This window comes from Haloarcula sp. K1 (assembly GCF_001647155.1).
GTDB lineage: Archaea > Halobacteriota > Halobacteria > Halobacteriales > Haloarculaceae > Haloarcula > Haloarcula hispanica.
On sequence record NZ_LRHL01000046.1, the window covers coordinates 174,219 to 193,056 of the forward strand.

An 18,838-nucleotide genomic window follows, 5' to 3' on the forward strand; every position below is an offset into this window, starting at 1 on the left:
ATTCTTCACCGTATAGGGGGATTCAAAAACCATCTGCGGGGTAGTCTACCTACTCAAACACGACCACTTCACCGTCTGATTCCCCGAGAATAGCGCCCTCTGAGATTGCTACTTCGTCTTTCTTGATGACGCGGCCTGTGGACGAGTTCATAGCGACGACTTCGTATGGGCCGAGCGCTCTCACACTCGTATCCGTGTAGCCTTCACTGGTCGTATATTCGCTGTACCCTGTTGTCCCATATGGAACGGTCAACTCGAATGTGCCGTCTTCAGAAGCTGTCGTGTACTGTGTATAGGTGAACCTTTTTCCCGTGGTCGTGATCGAGAGATTGACGCTGGCTTTTACGGTCGTGCCGGGAGAAGCGGTGCCAGTGATGGTCGCTCCTTCAACACGTTCAAAGACCTTGACTTCGGAACCTCGCTTTTCGCCGACGAACGAGGACTGGTTTCGGAGTGACTGGGGAGTACCTGATACGGTTTGTTCCGACGCGTACACTAACCGGAAATGTTCAAGAGCTCTTACTGAGTTTGATGGCTCCTTATAAAGGCCACCTTGGACCGCTGTTGGGTTGCCTGTTGTGGCTTCCGTTGCGGCTTTCGGCGATTTAAACTCACGGACGAGAGGAGCATCACGAGGTGCCGCGATTGTCCCCTCTCTGTGGGTGGCGTTGTAGTAGACGACAAGGCTACTTGCGGGGGCCGCACTTCCGTGGAACTGATAGAGTCGCGTCCGAAGACTCTGGTAACTACGTGCTGACTGGATGTATGTGATCTTTTCTCCATTCTCCGGATTAACGAGTTGGCGATGAAGGTCGGACGCCTCAAGGTCGTGGCTTTGTTCGAAGTGTGCCGGATTAGCGAACTGAGGATTGTTTCCGCTCCCCCATGAATCGTCAAGAATCACATACGGCACTCCACTTGCTTCTCCGAAGGTTTCGTCAGTCTTCTCGATGGCTGCTGATTCGTCGGTCTCTAAGAGGATGTCTGCGACAGTCGGTGCGTGCCATTGATGCGGATTTGAAACCGGAATACGATGCGTCTCGACGGTCAACCGATGGCCAGCGGACCACCGAGTCATAATCCCGTACTCCCCGTTTCGGTATTGGAAGTCACCGACATCGGAGTATGCACCCGTGTACTCTAATCGGGGTGATCCTCCAGTCCTGTATGAACCAGGAGCCGGCGTTCCGGACTCGATCCAATCAAATGTTTGCCGCCAGCCGTCGTCACTGGATACCGACGTGTAGTTGTCCGCTGCCGTGAGTGTTGCTCCTGAAATCGCGAAAGGGGCGATAATGAGAATAATGATTGCACTGGTAACAATTTTTGCTCGGAACCTGGCGTCACCGACCGATTTTGCTTCCCATCGACCTTTGAGGGTATGATAGATTTGCTGAACCGCCCATCCCGAGAGAATGGAGATAGCGATCACGAGATAGTAATCGAAACGAACCTGTGAGACAGTCGCGGACGCGACGGTCGCTGAGAAAACGACGAGTAGTGTGTACGACTTTGTACTACCTTGGCCGCGAACAGCACGGGCCAACATCCAGCCCCAACCCACAACTGCTGTGATCAAAGCAACTCCATAAGTAATAAATCCGAATTCCAGCGGGTTTTGTAAGGAGGATGCTTCCGCGACACCGGGGCTGTCGTGCTCTCCTACGAACCATATCACGTATTCGCTTTTTTTGATGAAGAACGCTACTATTTCGGGGAACACCACCCAGAAGCTTGCTATACCTAGTGCTCCCGCTACTCCGAGAGCCAGTAGGAATTTCGCTTTACCAATTGTTGTATCTTCCCAACGATATGCGATCTCGCTGATGACGACCGTCGAAAGGCCGACTATAACTGGAAGTGCAGCTTGAAGGATGCTCGTCTCAGTTGCAGTCACTGATATGGTAGTGAGGAATGGGGAGATGATGACGCTCGTTGTTCCCATACTCACGGCGGCAAGGAGGGCGGTAGAACGTCCTTCTCGATCCCGGATGTAGTCTGCAATCACTTGGATGTGGAAGAATACTGCAAGTGAGGCAATGAAAAACACTCCCGCTGGCCAGGTCAACAGATAGAGGCCGGTTGATATTCCAGCGAGGAAACTCCATCGGAACGTTGGCTTATGCTTCCTTAATCGGTGAAAAGAGAGAGTTAGTGGCGGGTTTATGCTACGATGAGTTGTCAGTGCTTTTGTGTAGAAGTAGAGAGCGGTCGCGACGAGTAGGGTTTCTGCGACGTGATGGTCGGCAAATCCTGCAACGGTTCTGGAGAGAAAGAGACCTGGAGTAAGTGCGACTACAAGGACGGTCACAAGCCCGCCCCAGCTGGTGCCCAGCTCTTTCACCAGCAGGTAGAGTGGTACGATAGTTATGACGCCGAGGGCTGGCGGTGCGAATAGAAGAACTGCGTCTATCGTCGAAGCGGACGGGTTTCCTCTACCAATGATGAGTGCAAGAACCGCAAGAAATTGGTCGAAGACAGTCCCGAACTGGCCGGCGTGGTTACCCGTTGGAAACGTTGTGAACGGGTCGAATGATAATGTATTCGGGAAGTTGTCAGCGGTGTAACGCACATTTCGACGGTGGTACCAGGCGTCGGCAGACTGGAAGGTAATTTCTCCGTTGTCTTGGATTAGGTTACTGTAGTTTCGAATGCGGTTCCAGATGATGAAGACTGCAAGGGCAAAAAATGCGAACGCTTGGACGATTTGCGTGGCAGACGTGGTGAGAAGACGTCTGTGGAATATAGCAAAGACGCTGGTGCTACCGTCCTCGTCGCTCGTATTCATTAGTATCCTAAGTCTATTCCGGTCATACTTAATTCGGTCGCGTATTGGCTCTGAGGCATCGATACCTTCTTAGCGAATCACCAGAAATGGGATCCAATGCGTTCGGATCGTGCGTCGTCCACTACCTCCAGTGAGTCGGCTATCTCACAAAACGAGACCGAATCCGAGGATGTCGAACTGCAGGAGGGACTGGATAGCATTACCGAGACGCCTCTGTATCATTGGGGGCGAGATATTTTGATAGCCCTCCTATTTACGATGGCTATAACAACGATGATCGTCGCAGTTTCTGGGGTCTGGCCTCCGTTCGCTGCGGTATCCAGTGGGAGTATGGACCCGAGTATTCAGCAAGGAGATATCATCGTTATAATGGAAGAGGGCCGGTTTTCGCCGGATGCTGCTGATGAAAACGGGATTGTAACGCTTCAAAAAGGTCGCGATGTTGGCTATCGATCACTTGAGGACTATGGCTCTGTTATCGTGTTTTCATCAGATTTCGATGACCAATCGACAGTCCACCGGGCGATGTTTTACGTAGAGGAAGGAGAGAACTGGTTTGATAAAGCGAACCCAGCCTACCTGAATGGCGCTGAGAGCTGCCAGTCACTTCGAAAGTGCCCTGCGCCGAATTCGGGATACATCACGAAAGGTGACGCCAACCCGTCGTACGACCAAGCTATTGGAATGTCGCCTCCAATTCGGGAAGGTTGGATAGAAGGAACTGTTCGGACGAAAGTCCCGTTCGTTGGTTGGCTCCGGCTCATACTCGGCGGTTGACTCGCTTTCTGTGCCTTTTGGGTGCTGTGTGACGGAGAAATAGACGTTAGTTGTCGGTATGGAATACGTTGTTGGTCTCTGTAGCCGAGAGAAGACGGTCACGGGAAACGTGGGCGTCACCGGAGCCGTCGAAGTCAACGACGTACGTTTTGATGTGGGGGCCATCGTAGACTTCATCTACAGTTCTGGTGCGTTCGAGGTCGGCTCCTTGAGCGCGAACGAACACACGGTCGGTCTCTTCGATGTCTGTATGTTCGTCAGTAGCGGTGTTGGTAACCATCTGTAGTCTCCTGTTCTTGTATTCCGGGTGTTCTGGTACACACGGACTTCGCTTTGATGCTCTCTTTACGATTCGTCAGCTTGGGCTTCCTCGTCAGCGTAGGCGAGTAGGACTGCTCGGAGCGCCATCGGGCTAGCTTCGTAGACTCCTTCGTCAAGTCCAGCGTTGAAACTGTTTGCCGTTTGCGAGAGGAGGTCTTCTGCACTCAGGGGATAGCGGGCGATAGCGTGCATCACCTTCGCCTGCATCACGGCCTTTGTGGAGAGAACGATCTCGCCCTCGTTGTATGACTCGTTGAGGTAGTCCGCGAGCAGATTTACTGCCTGAATCCACTCTCCATAGCCGGTATCAGCACACCCACTTGACCAGTCACTGTCCGTCAGCGCGGTACGAATTCTTGGGAGAACGTTATCGAGTTCCGTTGTTCGGCCGTCATCGAGGACCTCTAAACTACTGACTGCTTCGACAACGGTCTCTTCACCCGGCGTGTCACCGGCAGGCACGAACCCGACACGGTGTTCCGTCTCCTGGCCGAACGTCTGTTCGTGGATGAGTTTCCCAGCGAATCCGAAATCACCGGCTTCAGAGTGGTAGAGCCGGTACGATTTTCGATTGTGGTTTGGAGAACGCCCCACGAGAAGTTTTTCAGACTTCTCGTTCACTCGAACAGCTGATTGCCACCGTTCGATTGACTGGAAGGCCTCGATAATCTCATTGGAGGTAGTTGGGGGTAGTTCATTGACAGCAGTGGGCTGGTTGGCGGTCTCGAATTTATTAAGGGTAGAAGACGACGTTTCTGACATTGGGCTTCTCTTCTACTCTCGTGGAGAGGGACAAACCCATGTATGGAGCCGATTAATCTGTGGGACTGGTCGGACACCGCCCGTAGTCGTAGCACTCCATTCCGCCAGTTGGTTCAATTCCCCAGAAGTGCTTCGTGCCGATATCCCCGCGGGGGATTTCACCAAAGACTTTGATGATCTGGTCTTCGAACCACCACGATCGACGTACCATATCCCGATATGGCATTGCGAGCCAGAGACTTTCTGTACCAGATTCGAATACGGGTGTGAGGTGTTCCCGGCTGATGATGGGCGTTCCGCGTTCCCAGATGCTGATCTCTGTCTTGTTCTGCCGGATGCCACCCCCATCATCGAAATCGTTGTACGCGAATTTGAGGACCAGACCGTCGTAGGTCTGCTCCGCTTCCTGAGGAGTGAGCTGACGGTGGGGTAGCTCAGGCACCCAGATGACGGCCCGCCCGTATCCTTGATCCATTGGTTTGGCATCGGGAAGATGCTGCGAAAGCTCCTCATACACGGCTGTACGGGTGGAATCTGTAAGTCGATCATCTGGGAGCGGCATCTCGAGGACGGAGTTAGCAGCTTGTGACAGAACTGCTTCGGAGTTGTTTGTAGCCGTAAATGATTTCGACATCTTCCAGTACCGTCCGTATTCCTGCTAATACACAGCAGCGTCCAGTGAGGTGAGTGCTTCGTGAATGAGTTCTTGATTGAGTTCCTTCTCTGTTGGCTGTACGATGTCGGGGTCTTGGGTATCTTGATGAATTCCGCAGAGGATTTTTGTGGCAGTGGTTGAGTTGTTGCACCGTTTTCCGTCTTCTTTCAGAGCACGGCACGACCCAGACCGCTGTCTACCTAATCGAAGGAGGGCTAAAGGGTCACTGTGGATTGTGACTTGGTTCTTTTTGTCGTTGTGTTGGTAGCAGCAGTCTCGTCCACGGGCAGCATCGTTCTGGCAGCGTCGGATCTGGTGTCCGTCCTCGATGACTGCTTTACATCGGCCACGAGGGAAAACAGTAGACCGACTGGGCGTTGCTTGGGCTCCAGCATCGTTGATGCCGCCTCCGAAGTCCCTGAGACTACACATTGTTCGGCTCCTGGATTGGATTCGCGCCCATTTGTTGTTGTGAGGTCATTCGGACTTTGTGTTGTTGAGAACGTTTGCCTCAAACCGTTCAGCCATTTCCTGAACGATTGCGTCGTAGTAGGCAACTGAATACCCTGAGGTTGGTGCTTCTGCTACCTCCGAGTAGACATCCACGAGGTCTTCGTCTGAAAGCTTCTCGGGGTCTTTACGACTCGTCTCAGCGCTGGTTGATGGTGAATTCATAGGTGTTTCTTGGATTAGGCTCGAATGGAAGTCTGTGACGAATCGACGAATTCAGCGTCGACATCGACTTCGCTCTTGAGCTCGCTTTCACAGAGGCTGACGTTTCGGGTGACAGTGATGGTCTCCGCGTCGATATGATGGTCGATGAGAAGCCGTTCAAGGCCTTCAATGGCTATTTCAAGAACGCTGTCCATATTTGCGATCGCATAGTCTGGACGATCCGCTGTCTCCCAGCGGTCTAACCTACGGCCATTATCGAGGTCTTTGATTCGGGCGGGATACTTCCATTCTTTTGTGGCTGGTGAGCAGTTGGTACTTTCCCACTTGTCCACTGCGTATATTCGACTATCGGTCGTTTTGACGGTTAAAACTCTTTCATGTCCCATCTTTCAGTAAAACCTTCGCCAGAATAAGGGTCATAAAAACCGATTGTACAGCTATCTTTTGACTGCAACGGATTCTGCTGTGGCCTCGTCGATGTAGCGCTTCATACTTGCCCGAATCTCGGATTCGGGGTAGACCTTTTTCCGGGCTTGCTGAACTATTGATAGTGCTTGCTCACCGGGGAGGTCTTTGTGTATGGCTAAGGCTGCTGAACAGACTCCTCCGGAGCGAGAGATGCCGGCTTGGCAGTGAACGAGTACTGTGTCCCCTGCTTCGAGTGCTTCCAGTACGTAGTCTACTGCCGCTGCAAACTTCTCGTAGTTGTGTGGACCATCGAGAAACGTGAGCTCGTCGCCAGTTGTTGATGCTTCCGGGCACTCCAAACCGAGCCCGTCGTAGTATCCTAGGGTTACGACTTCGTCGAACTGGTGATTGTCCGGTAGTTGTCGGGTTTTTTCTGCGTCACTAATCCACAGGTGTTCTGTAATCTTGTCCATCTGCGCTTGATGATGAGTCTGCACGAGGTAATTTAGATTTTTCTATCAATTGTTGACTGAAGGCGTGTAGATTGAGTGGTTGAGTTCCTCGCTGTATATGTGCTTGAATGACCTCTCAGTATCTATTATTTCACACTGTTTTCCCCCTCTACTACTTTTTGAGAGGGAAAACGGACCAAGCGGCTCAAAATAACCAGACTGTTCTCAGTTATCGCTGTATCCGTGAATGATATATTCATAGCTGTCGCCTGGGTTGTACTTGCTTGCGACATCGAGCGAATTCATTTCATCGACGTTATCACTCGTAAGCGAATTCGAGTCGTCAGCAGTGATGTAGATCGTGTACGTGTTGCGAATTGTGACTTTAGTCACACCGGATATCTCTGCGAGACTGGCTTGAGTAACCAATTGGCCAGTAGTTAGACCTGCTGCAAAGAGCGCGGCAGCAGCAAGGCCCGTGGGCTTGTAACCGCTCATCGTGGTCTCATCAACATTGTCGATAAGCCGGTTCGCTTCTTGAATGTGCTCTTGCGGAAGATCCAGTTTGCTGGCGAACTGCGGCAAGTAAATCCTCGGAGATGCCGGCCCTAGCTCAAGATTGAGCTCGTGCACAAGATAGCGCTGAGTCCGTTTCACCTGCTCAATTTCGACGCGAGAGACGGTCTCTACTTGATCGTACGTCCGTGGAATCTTCTCCATCCGAGCTGCGATGTAGAGTGCGGCAGTTGCGACGCCTTCAATTGATCGCCCGAGAAGAAGATCTTGCTTGCTCGCTTGGCGGAAAATAACAGAAGCTGTCTCGACTGCATCTCTTGGAAGGCCGAGTGCTGACGCCATCCGCTTGACCTCTGTGATGCCGCTTCGGAGATTACGCTCGCGCTGGTTCTGTGTCTGGTATCGTTTATCCCACGTCCGCAGCCGGTTCATCTTCGCGCGTTGCTTGGATGATAACGGGTTTCCGTTTGCGTCCTTGTCTTGCCAGCTGATGTTCGTTGATAGTCCCCGATCGTGCCGAGCTTCGGTGAGTGGGGAGCCAACACGCGACTTTTTTGCTTTCCCCTCACTGTTGTATGCTCGCCACTCGGGACCGTGGTCGATAGTAGGAGAATCGTCGACGTACCCGCATTGTTTACAGTATTGTTCGTCTGAGTCTGTTGTGAGGTGGCTTTCGCATTCTGGGCACTCCCCGCTATCAAGAGCTTCTTTTTCGTGGGAAGTGCTCTGAGCCTCTGTTTCTGCCTGCGAAACCGGCTGGCGGGTTCCTGCAGACGCCGTATTGCTTGCTTGTGTCTGGTGTCGTGTTGATTCCATGCTTATTCCTCCTATCGCTGTCTGTCCTTTCTGTTTGTTCGACCAGTAGATGTGTCTGAGTGCGTTGAAATCATTGAAATCGAGCCTGAGCGTGTTCGGACGTTTCCGATGGTCTCTTGATGATTCTCCTTATTCTCTGCCAATTTCCAAGGAGAGGCACAAACCCATCCCTCTTTTCTGGTGAAATAGGTATGAAGTGGCCGAAATCGCTAGTTTAACCATTCCAGTTTAGGAATGTTTATAACCCACTCTGTTGTCATCTCAAGTGGAATGTCTGACCTAATTGTCAAGGCAGCAGTAAAGGAATATCTCGATGACCACAACGTTGCATCTGACTTCTACGAAGCGCTTGATGAGGAAGCCGCGGAACTGGTCGACAAGGCCGCCGAACGCGCAGCGGCGAACGATCGGAAGACGGTGCAGTCACGCGACCTGTAGAACGGGAAGAGAACTTCTGGTTGAATTCTTGAATAGCGTGAAACACAGTAACGCTGTTTTTCCCTCTGGTAGCGTTCCGGTCGCTATTCGTCGGTATACCGGGCGAGAAGTCGGTGGTCAACGATTTCTGCCTCTGGTGAGAGGAAAAGCCGGAGGTAAAACCCTTCGAGATATCGAAAGATAATCCCGTCCGTTTCTTCGATGGAACTGTTATTCTGGTAGTACCAGTCCATACAGGCCTCTGCTACTTCACTCGGGGGTTCAGCGAGTTTATCGATGTGGTCGTATTTGAACGACGGTCCATTCTCCGGGTCACCGAGTGTATCAGCATCCGTGATCTTGAGCACTGATGTCACATGGGCTGTGTTACTGTCGTGGTCATGAGCTGCATCTATAGCATCGTGGGCTGTCTCGCAGAACGTTCCCGTGATGTTGGGGTTGCCGACATCCTGAACGAGAAGTGGAACCGGCGCAACCCACTCCGGATTATTACTGTTCTCGATAGCCCCTTGGAGAGCGTTGATTGCGTCTACGATACTGGCGTCAAGTTCTTTTGTGATGAATCCCATCGTTCTTTCTGTGGTTTAATTGCTGAGTCGATTGATTTCGTCTTTGTTCAGGACACTGTTTACGTCAGGTGTTGATGGCGATAAGCGGAGTGTAAAGCGTGTCTCCGATGAGTCGATCTACTTCTCGTGGTCGGGGAACTCACTTACAATCCAGGACTCTAACGCTGAACAGTCGTCGGACGAGTTGGTACTTGCGAGGATCTGGACGCGTGAGTTGGTGGCATCTATAGATGGGTACGTTGAGCATGAGCCGATTACAGCGCTGGTCAACCGGTCCGGCTGGACTGAAACACACAGACGGGAGTTCAGCTAAGCAGTCCTGGACGAGCGGTTGGCCATATTTCGCAAGGGAGCCTCAGCCTTGCTGCTCAACTGCTGATGTAGTGAGCGATATGTCGGCGCGAGCTCATCATCGATCATTCCTCGATGAACTCCCAGTCCCCCATCTCGTCTAACTCTGATTCGACTTCGTTGGGGACGTCATCCCAGCCAATTCGGTAGTGTTCTCCCCCTTGGTTCATCTCCTTAGGATAGATGGTTCCTCGCTCCGTATCTCCGATGAAAGTGAAGATGTGGCGGGTGTCCGAGCACCAAGTGGTGAGGGATATCTGCGCGTGCATTATTACTCTCCTCTGGCTCCATTGGGAGATAAAAATCACTTTGGAAGCCGCTCAATCTGCTCGTCGAGGTATTGCTTGAGCTGCTCGACAGTATCTTCAGAGACTGTTGAGGCCCCGAAGTCACTTCGGAATCCGTGTCGGAGTTCGTCGCTATCGAGTATTTCGACTCCTTGCTCTAGCTGGTCGCGAAGTTTCTCTTCGTCACCACGATGGAGATGGGGCGTTATCTGAGTGAGTGGGACGTCTCCCGCGATAGCGAGCACGTCACGAAGGTCGGTTTCACGCCCACTATGAAGCTTTACCGCAATAAGGACATCACCCATGACGGTCCGAGCAGTTGTTTCCTCTGTCCCTCCGCTGATGGTCTGCTTTTTGCTGTGGTTGAGGAGATAGTTGAACGACCACTGTGCCTCCGTCTGTCGACAACCGAGACCATTGATGAGGAGGTCAACACCCACTGGTTGCTGTGGGGTAAGCCGCTTCTCGTATTGAGTGACTTCGGTGTCGTAGATCCACTCCTTACTTTGGGATTCTGTTTTTTTAAAATCCTGAGCCTTGAGGAACTCGATGACGGCATCTCGATCCTCGGGTGCGATAACTATGTCAAGGTCAGTCGAAAACCGCGTTTGGAATGCGGAGACAGCGTACCCGCCGACGAGAACAAATTGGTGGGGACTCTCATTTAAATCGGCAAGGAGGCTGATAAGAGCGTTACTCCGGTCGTTGAAACTCATATCTTATGGGGTGGCGTGGTCGTGTTCACTGTAGTTCACATCGAGTGATAGGTCCTCATACATTTGGTCAAGCATCTCCAGCGCTGACGCGAAGGTGGCGTAATTGTCTTGCATGTACTCAATGGTCTCGCTTCTGGGGATAACGGGGTAGCCTTCCACAGTATCGGTATCGAGCCAGTCGCGAGGTTCCAAGACAATCTGGAGCGCGCTTTCGTTACTCTCTGCAGGCTGTCGTTCGTTTGCTACGGGAATGTTGAATTGGCTGAAGAAGTCCCTCCAGGCGTCGGTATCTGCTTGCTGGACGGTGAGGAACAGCGGATAGTCGTCTGGATCTCGACCGACTTGATACCCACCTTGTGTCCACACGTAGACAGCGTCGATCCGAGTGAAGGCGAACTGCAGGTCCGTAAAGTGTGGAAGCGTGTATGCTTCCTCGATAGTTGGACTACTTGTGCGGGCGCTCGCCGTCAACAAACTGAGTGCGCGGTCACGAACTTCTTCGTCGGTAAGATACAGGCCCTCATCGTACTCGACGAATCCAGCGGCTTCTAACCGGTTGACTGCTTGCCGGACTGTTTCGTAAGGCGTCCCAATCCGCTGGGAGACGTTCCGAATCGAGTCCCCGCTATTGAGACCGAGGAGGACCCGTGCCGCCGTTCCGTCGAATACTTCGTACATCTTTCAATTACTAATATTCGGGGAACAGTAAAAACATTTACCCATAGCGCATGAGAGGCTATTCCCGGAATTCGTCGGGGTTGAGCACGCTGCAGGCTTCTGCTGCGTGCTCTCGACGGCTATCGGTGAGTCGCTCCCAGATCGGTAGGTCATGCGGGTCGTCGACGCCCCCAATTACTTCCGCGTCATAGTGTTGACCGTCAACTTCGACCCATGTGTGTATATCTTCAGCATCTTGACGAGTTACTTTAGAGAGGGAACCAAGCCGTTTGAGGACACGGCTGGCGAACCTACGGCAGTAACCGCTGTTGATCTCAACAGCGTCGTGTACGTGTGGGGTCCCCTCATTGTGGATAAAATCGTAGAGGACCATCTTGATGGTTTCCTGAACGTATTCATCCGTCGATTTGTCCATCTTCACTCAGATGAACCTGGGCTGTTCGTCACTGAGATGCGTACAGATGAGGTCCTCAAGTGAGCGGCGCACGACTGCTTCTACAGTCGCTTCACCCCAGGAACCGGTACTGGGGGAGGTCACACGGTAGGCGTCTAACTCGTCGGCGCAGATGTCGTGGATGTCGCGGATATCCTTGAGCACAATGAGATTGTCAAAGCGGTTCTTAACGCGAAGCGGGCTTGTGAGTTCGTCGTGTTCCTCTGCGATCCTACTAGCGATCGTTGACGGCGATTTCTCGCTGGCAGCAAGTCGGTTTTCTGCCTCTTCTAACACTATCTGAAGATACTCTGGCACTTCCATCCTTCACCCGAATACGGGAGGTAGAAACATACTCAGCTTTATTCTCGGAAAGGTTCGTTAGTACGAATGTGCGTTCGGAGACCGTTATCTCGTTGAGTCGGTTGACAGTCACTCTGCTATCGCTCAAATGGAACACCCCGGTCATAGGGGAGTTGGTTGAGAAGTTCCACGTCCTCGTCCGGGCGGAGATATCGGAAGTTCTGCGGAACTGTGAACTCCGCGTTGGCGCTCTGAAGGTCGTTTAGAGAAACTGGCTCGTCGTAACTAAGCCAGCCGTCAATTCGGATCGCTGACCCGGTTTCTTTGCCTTTGAAGTAGTCTTTGAGATCGTCCGTTTTGTGGGGCGTGAAACGAACTGTCTGTTCGATGAGTTCGTCGACGGGTGCTTCGGTGACAGTGTGTGTCTCGAAGCCGCCGACGATAGCGCCCAGGCCGCCCGTAGCGTATAGCACGCCGCGATACGGCGGGTCCTGTGCCGGGGGTCGTCGGCGGTACTCGTAGCGTTTCTCACCGTCTAGGATGGCATTCGCCCATCGCTCTTTGATGCTGAGTAAAACGACGGGCTTGTCCCGGAGCGGGTCTATCCCTATCTCCGGATCTATCCTCGTTTGTGTCTCCATACTCTCACTTAAAGAGGGATAATATAAAATTCCGGCTGATATTGCTGGATAGCGGGGGTTAGAACGCAGTTAGATTCGCGTTTTCTGTATGCGATGGAGTGGCTTCTGGGTCGAAATTCGTTAGCAGATGTTCTGTCGTCTCTTTCGTTCCGTCTGCTGCGTTCATCGAGAAGTTGCTCCCCTTCGACACGCGATGGAGGAAGTCCAACTTGGAGGGGATCACGTCGGTGGAGACGATAATGCGAGGTCCGTTCTGCTGTCGGGCGAATTCTCTAATGATTGCTGTGAACTTCCCGAAGTCGAATGCCGGACTCGATGACGACTTCGCCTGCGAATCATGTGTGCCTCGGAGCTGGTAGCGATTCGTGGAATCTCGGTATGGAGGGTCACAATATACGACCGTAGAGTGGGTGCCGGAGGCGGCATCCGTCAAGAGGTCAGCGTAGTCTTGGCATTCGATCTGTACTCTTTGTAGGCGGCGTGCGAAATTGGGGAGTCGCTGGATTGAGTTGTTCCACTGACGGGCTGGATTCCGTCGACCACTGACGGTCGCTCGGAACCCGGCTTTCTTCGCCGCCTCTCCGCCGTATTGAGCACGCCGGATGAAGTAGTATCGTGCAGCCCGTTCGACTCGGTCACTTGGACGGTGTCCCTCGAAGAAATCGGTTGTCCACTCGTGATGGAGTTCACGAGCGTACGGAATCATCTGGAGGCGGTCGATGAGTTCTTCGGAAGCGTCACGGAGGGTGGTCATAAACTGCACGAGGTCGGCGTCGGCGTCGTTGTAGATCTCGGTTTCTGCGGGTATCTTCTCGAAGAGGAGTGCTCCGGACCCACCGAAGACGTCGATGTATGTGTCGTGGCGAGGAAAGATGTCGAGAACCCAGTCTGCGAGCCCACCTTTGTTTCCCGGCCACGGGAACGGGGCTGAAGCGCGTGGCATCTAGGCTACCTCCTGTTCACTGAATGCCGAGAGGTGGGTAATGCCGTTCTCGGTGGAATCTGCCTCGAGGAAGGGTGAGGTGGATTCAAGATTGAAACTGTAGTTCCGCGTCAGCGTATTCCCGCTGAGGTCGGTTGTTGGGAGCATCGAAATAGGACTGGGTGACTGTTTCGTGAGTAGCGCCCAGTAGGGCTCGCCGCCGACGCCGCTTTGCCACTCCATCAGATGCTCCATAATCAGGAGGTCTAACGACCTATTCGCGTATTCGTACCGGCTGCCGTCGTACGGCGGGTTGATGAACATACAGACGGAATCGTCCTCATATGCGCCCATCAATTCGTGCGGTGTCTTGGCCTCGATTAGCACATCGTCGAACCGACGCTTAAACTCTCGGAGGTGTTCTCCGATTGCGTCCTGACTGTCATCGATACTCCCTGTCACGGATGAGGGAGATGCAAACTGAACGAAGAACTGAGCTGCGCGAACGATGTCGTCTGTATGCCGATAGCCTCGTAGGAACGTCTTCTCCCACTCTGCTTGAAGGCTTGAATCGAGTGGAGATTCCGCAAGGAATCGGACAAGTTCGCTGTGCTCGTCCTTGATAGTGTTATACAGGTGGAGGAGATCGCCGTGGACGTCGTTAACAATCTCGTTTCGACTCGCTGGCTTCACGCCGAGGAGCGTCCCACGGGACGCGCACGGTTCGACATACGTCTCATGGTCTGGAAGCAACTCGACGATATCGTTGGCGAGTTGGTTTACTGCTGGAGCTGTTTCGGCCTGCGGAGTGAACGTAGGCTGGCTGAACAGGCTGGACACTGGGGAGTTTGTGCGAGAATCCATCATTCGTTCGGTGGTGTATCTGAGGTCCTCACCTCACCTTTTTTTCGGCGGGCGGGGAGCTTGATGTCGTAGTCCGTCTCGTCGGCGTTGAACCGAAGCACGTCACCAACGGACGCGGATTCGTCCGGCTCGGCCTCCACGAGAACGGCCTCGATGGAGTTGACGGTTTCAAGCGATTCGATTTCGTCGATCAGGTCTGGGACGCTTTCTTGCACTGTTGGTGATTTCCTTCTACGTCTTCCTCGAGGCAACAGCGCCGATATGCTGGTACCTTATCTTCTATACCCTCTACCCCCGTGGGAGTTTACAAACCCATCCCTCGGGTCAGGTTGGGCCGAATCGGTCTGGAACGTCGTCGAGACACTGCATCGAGAGGTTGAGGATACGACGCCGACAGTGCCGACACTCCGCCATATCGAGTGCATCAAGGGGGTTGGTGTTCTCCGTATTTACGGAGTCGTCGTAATAGTCTAAAATCGCGTTCGGGTCGATTGTTGTTCCGCATACGCACTCGTTGAGCGGACTGTCTGAGTGCCCGGCGACCGACTGCTGGCCCCCCGCGAAGTCGAAGAGTTTGGTACCTGTTCCCTGTCTGGACTCGGACGTCGTTTCCGTCTGCTGCTGGAGCTTTTCGACGTACTTGCGGAACGCCCAGATGTACCCGATCCATGTGTTTTTGACCGGTTCAAGATCAGTGGACAGTTGATTCGTTTGCTTGTTCCACGCTTGCGTGTCGATGGTGTCGAAGTGCTCGCGGATACCGGGGTACTGGAGATGGCGCTTCGTGATGCCAAGACCGTGAAGCGTGTACTTACTGGGGAGTGCGTCACGGACGGCTTCTGCGATGTCCTGCACTTGGTGGTGGTCCAGCTTCTTGATTGACCCGAGGCAGACGTGGTCTGTAAGCAGTCCGTTCTCACGGAGATGGTCGAGCATCCAGAGATACCCAGCCACGTCTTCGCCTTGGAGCACGGCGATTGGTTCGACGCCGCTACGGTCTAGTAGTCCACATTTCTCGGCCAATTCGAGCGATCTCCAGTGGTCGCGAATCGTCCACCGCTGGTGGTCCCGTTCGGTTCGCCCGTGTTTGCGGAGAAGTTCATCGGTGATTGGCCAGTCCCGCAGCGCCCAGTATTTGATCTCGATCCCATCGTTAAGGTGCTGCATAAGGTACTCAATATAGGTAGAGAGATCCGAGGAGTACGTGCCATCATCGGAACGGGAAAGTTCCGTGAATCCACCACAGTCGATCAACCACTGGGGGCCTTTCCAGAGAGCGTTCTTGTTCCTCGTGGCAAAACTGATCTCAGCGTGTGTCGGCGTAGGAAATTCCGAGCCGTCGATGGTGTGGCCGTGATCTTTGACTTGCTCCCCTCTTGACGCGATACGGAGTGATTTAATTGAGCTGCCAGAAGATACACCCCAGTAGACAACTGGTATCTCCCCGCTTACGTTACTGTGGGAGTTCAGACTCAGCGCGTCTGAACGAGTATCTACACCCACAGTCTGTTCAATCTGCATGTTCTCTTGCGTAGATGTGTTCGGACTCATAGATGGTATTGTGTCTGTCTCGAAGCAATCAGGCGATTCTGCCTCGAAGCAATCAGGTGATTCTGCCTCGAAGCAATCAGGTGATTCTGCCTCGAAGCAATCAGGTGATTCTGCCTCGAAGCCACTCGCCTTTTACAAGGCTAATATAGATTCCTCTACCGAATTCTGAGGGGTATAAACCTACGACAGGGGCTATTACGCTACCAAGGAGAACGTCGTTTGTGTAGGCTGATTTTGTTTTCCATCGCTTCGAACCCCCTTGTTTCATCTGGACAAAACCTCCAGATCAGACATACAGCTGCTATATCAGTAGTTGCTAGTACGGAATTGTTATTCAGTACATCCCCGAAAAGAAGTACATAAACCGCTACTATATGATCTCATCAGATGAATCTGGGAACGGTAACCTATGCGAATGGATCTGAATTGGCGGCTCTATTTGAAAGGTATGCTGCATGGGGGTGGGGAACCCTCGCAGAGAAAAGCTGCGAGGATTGTGTCTGGGTGGAACCTCGACCTACGCCGGTACTTGGCACTTTGGGGAGCAGTGCCTGATGTACCGATCGGGCCTTGCCGTTCCCCTGGGCAAGGGAACGACTGACGCCAGAGATGGGAGTCGAACCCACTCCTGACCACGGAAGTACGTGGGAGGAACTTCCAATAAGTCTCTGGTCACACTTGGACTCTATTTGGCGGCAGGTTATTGAAAGTTTGCTTCCGGATTACTCAAGCAGGAGGACGCGATACGCTGGTGGTCGCTCGTTGATGATTAAGACATAGGTGTCTTCGGCAGCATCCAGCGTTTCCTCGATGACGATGCTTTCGCTGACCTCTAGTTCGAACTCGTCAAAGGACTCACCCCATTTGTCTTCGAACTCGTCTACGAGGCCGATTTCGTCGATGAGTCGGATGTAGTGGTCGAACTGACCGAGCTCCTCGTACTTTTTGAGCGTCATTGTTCAGGCCGATGGTGCTTGTGGTTGTGCCGCTGAGTCGGTCTCGTCGGTATTCTCGTTGATGATTTCTGTACCGATTTCTTTGATGTCATTCACGAAGTCTTCGTGGTCGAAGTCGTAGTACTGGGCCGCCTCGTTTCCATATGGTGCTTCGCCTTTGCGGAAGGCGTCGATCCGGTCAAGTGTTTGCATAGCGGTTTCTGCTGTCCAACGGTCGCGTGTCGCCTTTTCGACGACAGTAATGTTCTCCGGCTCGACCGAGACGTAGGTGTCGCCCTCGTCTGTTGTGTAGGTGTTCGGTTTGCCTACCACCATCACATGCTCGGGAGCCTCAAGGTTCTGAAGGTAGCTGACTTCGTCAGGGTTGTACTTTCCCGCGTAGGTGAAGAAGTTCCCTGTTTGGTCGACAATTTTCGCTCGAAGCGTGATCGGACTCTCGCTGACTTGATCGATTTCGGTAACCGTGCCCATCATCAGGACCCGGTTCGCGCAACCCCCTGACGGAAGTAAGTGGTATTTGGGAGCGCGACTATTCTCCCCATCCTCGTCGTCGACATCTTCCTGCTCTTGGAACTCGATGCTGGCTTCGTTGAACTCATCTGCGAACATGCGGACGGCTTCGTTACGCTGCGGCTGTGATTGGGATTGACTCTGGCTCATGAGTAATGTTGAATCAGATTATGGTTGGTTGCTGCTTGATTACTTTCACGCTGAGGCCTCGGATTGGCCTGTATCGGTGTCCTTGTCGGCGTCGACTGCTTCTTCGAGGTGGATCTTGAGCGCCTGGAGAGTGTCTTCGTCAACATTATTGACGGCTTTCACATCATTCACGACGATGTTCCGACCGAGTTTCGGCCCCTCGATTCGGAAGTATTGACCGATGACTTCATTTTTGACCTCCTGCTCGACGACGCTCGTATCGAGTGCGTCCATCGCAAGGTCTTGCGCTTCTTCAAGCGAGATACCTGTCACTTCAGTAGTTGTCTCTTCCCCGAAGACGACATCCTGCGCCACGTAACCGTCGTCGAGGACGCCCTTGATACGAAGGTCGAACTCACCTTCGACCTCGCCGTGTTCGCTACAGCGGCTGTTCTTGATGACGCGTGTGCAGTCGTCCTCTGGGCAGCGCTTGATGAGGCCCGACCCGGTCTTCACATCGACGAGCATCCCTTCGACGGTCTCTTCGCCGCTGTTGCCCGTGATTTCGTCGTCTTCTGTGACTTCGATGCTGGAGGCTTTCGTGAACTTGACTGAATAGCGACCATTGTATTCGTCTGTGACCACGTTGCGGATGTGGTACGTTTTACCCTCCTCAAGCGGTGGGATGCCTTCGGTGTCCTTCCAGAGGGTGAATTTGATGACATCAGTCTCGTCACCGATGAGTCCGACCTGCTCCATCTGGTCGCTGTTCGGGTCCCATAGCTGGACAAGTTCGACACGCAGGTCGTGCCACTCGTTGTCCGCATTGATTTCTTCGACTGGGGTTGGGTCGAATTCGCTGTCCTCTCCGGACGCCGGGGGGACTCCGTTCGTGTCCTCGAGTCCGGCGGCATCAAGGTACTCGTTTCGAACGTTTCGTTTTGCCTCGTCAAGAGGGAGACTGTACTTGCTGATTAGCCCCGTGATTTTGTCTTCGACCTCGTCCTGTTCGAGGCTTAGGTGTTCGTCGAACTCATCGACTAGATCCGATGCTGCGTTAGCTACGTCACTCATAGTTTCTAATATCGCTCTCGGAGTGAACCCGATTTTTGATACGGGGAATTGGGGCTCTACCCGCCCTTTTTCTTCACTCCCTCACCTCCTAAGGGAGATACAAAATCCCCGGCTGATAGGGCTTTAACCACCTATATTCTATACTTACGATTTGGAGTATGTGACCGGACACACCGCTCTGCAAGTGTTCTGGTATTGACTTAAGGGATTCTGAGGGGCTTGTGCCTTCACAGGAATCTTTTTTTT

At 52.9% G+C, this 18,838-nt stretch carries 25 protein-coding genes; 3 read left to right on the top strand and 22 right to left on the bottom strand.

What is annotated here, in order from left to right:
• Positions 1-49: 49 nt before the first annotated feature.
• On the bottom strand, positions 50-2,788 hold the full coding sequence (locus AV929_RS21005; RefSeq protein ID WP_064289269.1) for an oligosaccharyl transferase, archaeosortase A system-associated: 2,739 nt from the start codon (positions 2,786-2,788) through the stop codon (positions 50-52).
• 96 nt (positions 2,789-2,884) lie between these two features.
• Between AV929_RS21005 and AV929_RS21010 the strand changes: the two genes are divergently transcribed.
• The gene (locus AV929_RS21010; RefSeq protein WP_064289270.1) at positions 2,885-3,565 is read left to right on the top strand and encodes a S26 family signal peptidase; all 681 of its coding nucleotides are present in this window, start codon (positions 2,885-2,887) and stop codon (positions 3,563-3,565) included.
• 46 nt (positions 3,566-3,611) lie between these two features.
• Here the strand turns inward: AV929_RS21010 and AV929_RS22115 are convergent, their stop codons facing one another.
• The 7 genes from AV929_RS22115 to AV929_RS21045 all read right to left on the bottom strand — a co-directional run bounded on the left by AV929_RS22115 (position 3,612) and on the right by AV929_RS21045 (position 8,170).
• The gene (locus tag AV929_RS22115) at positions 3,612-3,845 is read right to left on the bottom strand and encodes a hypothetical protein (RefSeq protein WP_155120804.1); all 234 of its coding nucleotides are present in this window, start codon (positions 3,843-3,845) and stop codon (positions 3,612-3,614) included.
• Positions 3,846-3,910: 65 nt separating this feature from the next.
• Complete coding sequence (locus AV929_RS21020) at positions 3,911-4,507, bottom strand: hypothetical protein (protein ID WP_064289272.1); 597 nt, start codon at positions 4,505-4,507, stop codon at positions 3,911-3,913.
• 193 nt (positions 4,508-4,700) lie between these two features.
• On the bottom strand, positions 4,701-5,282 hold the full coding sequence (locus AV929_RS21025; protein WP_155120805.1) for a hypothetical protein: 582 nt from the start codon (positions 5,280-5,282) through the stop codon (positions 4,701-4,703).
• Between the two features lie 498 nt (positions 5,283-5,780).
• Positions 5,781-5,978 (bottom strand): hypothetical protein, encoded by a 198-nt coding sequence (locus AV929_RS21030; protein WP_064289274.1) that lies wholly within the window; start codon positions 5,976-5,978, stop codon positions 5,781-5,783.
• A 14-nt stretch (positions 5,979-5,992) separates the two neighbouring features.
• Positions 5,993-6,310: a hypothetical protein gene (locus AV929_RS22120; protein WP_155120806.1), complete on the bottom strand. Its 318-nt coding sequence runs from the start codon at positions 6,308-6,310 to the stop codon at positions 5,993-5,995.
• Between the two features lie 105 nt (positions 6,311-6,415).
• Positions 6,416-6,859: a dual specificity protein phosphatase family protein gene (locus AV929_RS21040; protein WP_155120807.1), complete on the bottom strand. Its 444-nt coding sequence runs from the start codon at positions 6,857-6,859 to the stop codon at positions 6,416-6,418.
• A gap of 204 nt (positions 6,860-7,063) precedes the next feature.
• Complete coding sequence (locus AV929_RS21045) at positions 7,064-8,170, bottom strand: transcription initiation factor IIB family protein (RefSeq protein WP_080510124.1); 1,107 nt, start codon at positions 8,168-8,170, stop codon at positions 7,064-7,066.
• Positions 8,171-8,440: 270 nt separating this feature from the next.
• On the opposite strand from AV929_RS21045, the gene AV929_RS21050 reads away from it, so the two are divergent.
• Positions 8,441-8,608 carry a hypothetical protein gene (locus AV929_RS21050; RefSeq protein ID WP_064289278.1) on the top strand — a complete coding sequence of 56 codons (168 nt, stop codon included), beginning with the start codon at positions 8,441-8,443 and terminating at the stop codon, positions 8,606-8,608.
• An 83-nt stretch (positions 8,609-8,691) separates the two neighbouring features.
• Here AV929_RS21050 and AV929_RS21055 read toward each other — a convergent pair whose 3' ends face one another.
• The 13 genes from AV929_RS21055 to AV929_RS21115 all read right to left on the bottom strand — a co-directional run bounded on the left by AV929_RS21055 (position 8,692) and on the right by AV929_RS21115 (position 17,353).
• Entirely contained in the window at positions 8,692-9,177 is a 486-nt protein-coding gene (locus tag AV929_RS21055; RefSeq protein WP_064289279.1) for a hypothetical protein, read from the bottom strand.
• A gap of 416 nt (positions 9,178-9,593) precedes the next feature.
• A complete protein-coding gene (locus AV929_RS21060; RefSeq protein ID WP_064289280.1) occupies positions 9,594-9,797 on the bottom strand; it encodes a hypothetical protein in 204 nt (67 codons plus the stop codon).
• A 35-nt stretch (positions 9,798-9,832) separates the two neighbouring features.
• Positions 9,833-10,531, bottom strand: a complete 699-nt coding sequence (locus AV929_RS21065; RefSeq protein WP_064289281.1) for a nucleotidyl transferase AbiEii/AbiGii toxin family protein — start codon at positions 10,529-10,531, stop codon at positions 9,833-9,835.
• A 3-nt stretch (positions 10,532-10,534) separates the two neighbouring features.
• Positions 10,535-11,209: a helix-turn-helix domain-containing protein gene (locus tag AV929_RS21070; protein WP_064289282.1), complete on the bottom strand. Its 675-nt coding sequence runs from the start codon at positions 11,207-11,209 to the stop codon at positions 10,535-10,537.
• Between the two features lie 58 nt (positions 11,210-11,267).
• Entirely contained in the window at positions 11,268-11,624 is a 357-nt protein-coding gene (locus tag AV929_RS21075) for a hypothetical protein (RefSeq protein ID WP_064289283.1), read from the bottom strand.
• 6 nt (positions 11,625-11,630) lie between these two features.
• Positions 11,631-11,966, bottom strand: a complete 336-nt coding sequence (locus AV929_RS21080) for a hypothetical protein (RefSeq protein ID WP_064289284.1) — start codon at positions 11,964-11,966, stop codon at positions 11,631-11,633.
• Positions 11,967-12,082: 116 nt separating this feature from the next.
• Positions 12,083-12,586, bottom strand: coding sequence for an ASCH domain-containing protein (locus AV929_RS21085; RefSeq protein WP_064289285.1), 504 nt, complete (start codon positions 12,584-12,586; stop codon positions 12,083-12,085).
• 58 nt (positions 12,587-12,644) lie between these two features.
• Positions 12,645-13,529, bottom strand: a complete 885-nt coding sequence (locus AV929_RS21090; protein WP_064289286.1) for a DNA adenine methylase — start codon at positions 13,527-13,529, stop codon at positions 12,645-12,647.
• Entirely contained in the window at positions 13,530-14,348 is an 819-nt protein-coding gene (locus AV929_RS21095; protein WP_064289287.1) for a DNA adenine methylase, read from the bottom strand. It lies immediately after the preceding gene.
• Positions 14,349-14,371: 23 nt separating this feature from the next.
• Positions 14,372-14,587 carry a hypothetical protein gene (locus AV929_RS21100; RefSeq protein ID WP_064289288.1) on the bottom strand — a complete coding sequence of 72 codons (216 nt, stop codon included), beginning with the start codon at positions 14,585-14,587 and terminating at the stop codon, positions 14,372-14,374.
• Positions 14,588-14,696: 109 nt separating this feature from the next.
• Positions 14,697-15,539 (bottom strand): hypothetical protein, encoded by an 843-nt coding sequence (locus AV929_RS21105; protein WP_064289289.1) that lies wholly within the window; start codon positions 15,537-15,539, stop codon positions 14,697-14,699.
• A 1,106-nt stretch (positions 15,540-16,645) separates the two neighbouring features.
• Entirely contained in the window at positions 16,646-16,879 is a 234-nt protein-coding gene (locus AV929_RS21110) for a hypothetical protein (RefSeq protein WP_064289290.1), read from the bottom strand.
• 3 nt (positions 16,880-16,882) lie between these two features.
• Positions 16,883-17,353, bottom strand: coding sequence for a DNA-binding protein (locus tag AV929_RS21115; RefSeq protein ID WP_230458933.1), 471 nt, complete (start codon positions 17,351-17,353; stop codon positions 16,883-16,885).
• A 36-nt stretch (positions 17,354-17,389) separates the two neighbouring features.
• Here AV929_RS21115 and AV929_RS22850 point away from each other — a divergent pair, with 36 nt between their 5' ends.
• Positions 17,390-17,518 carry a hypothetical protein gene (locus AV929_RS22850; RefSeq protein WP_255359485.1) on the top strand — a complete coding sequence of 43 codons (129 nt, stop codon included), beginning with the start codon at positions 17,390-17,392 and terminating at the stop codon, positions 17,516-17,518.
• A 66-nt stretch (positions 17,519-17,584) separates the two neighbouring features.
• On the opposite strand, the gene AV929_RS21120 is transcribed toward AV929_RS22850, so the two are convergent.
• Positions 17,585-18,592 (bottom strand): hypothetical protein, encoded by a 1,008-nt coding sequence (locus tag AV929_RS21120; protein WP_064289292.1) that lies wholly within the window; start codon positions 18,590-18,592, stop codon positions 17,585-17,587.
• Positions 18,593-18,838 lie beyond the last annotated feature (246 nt).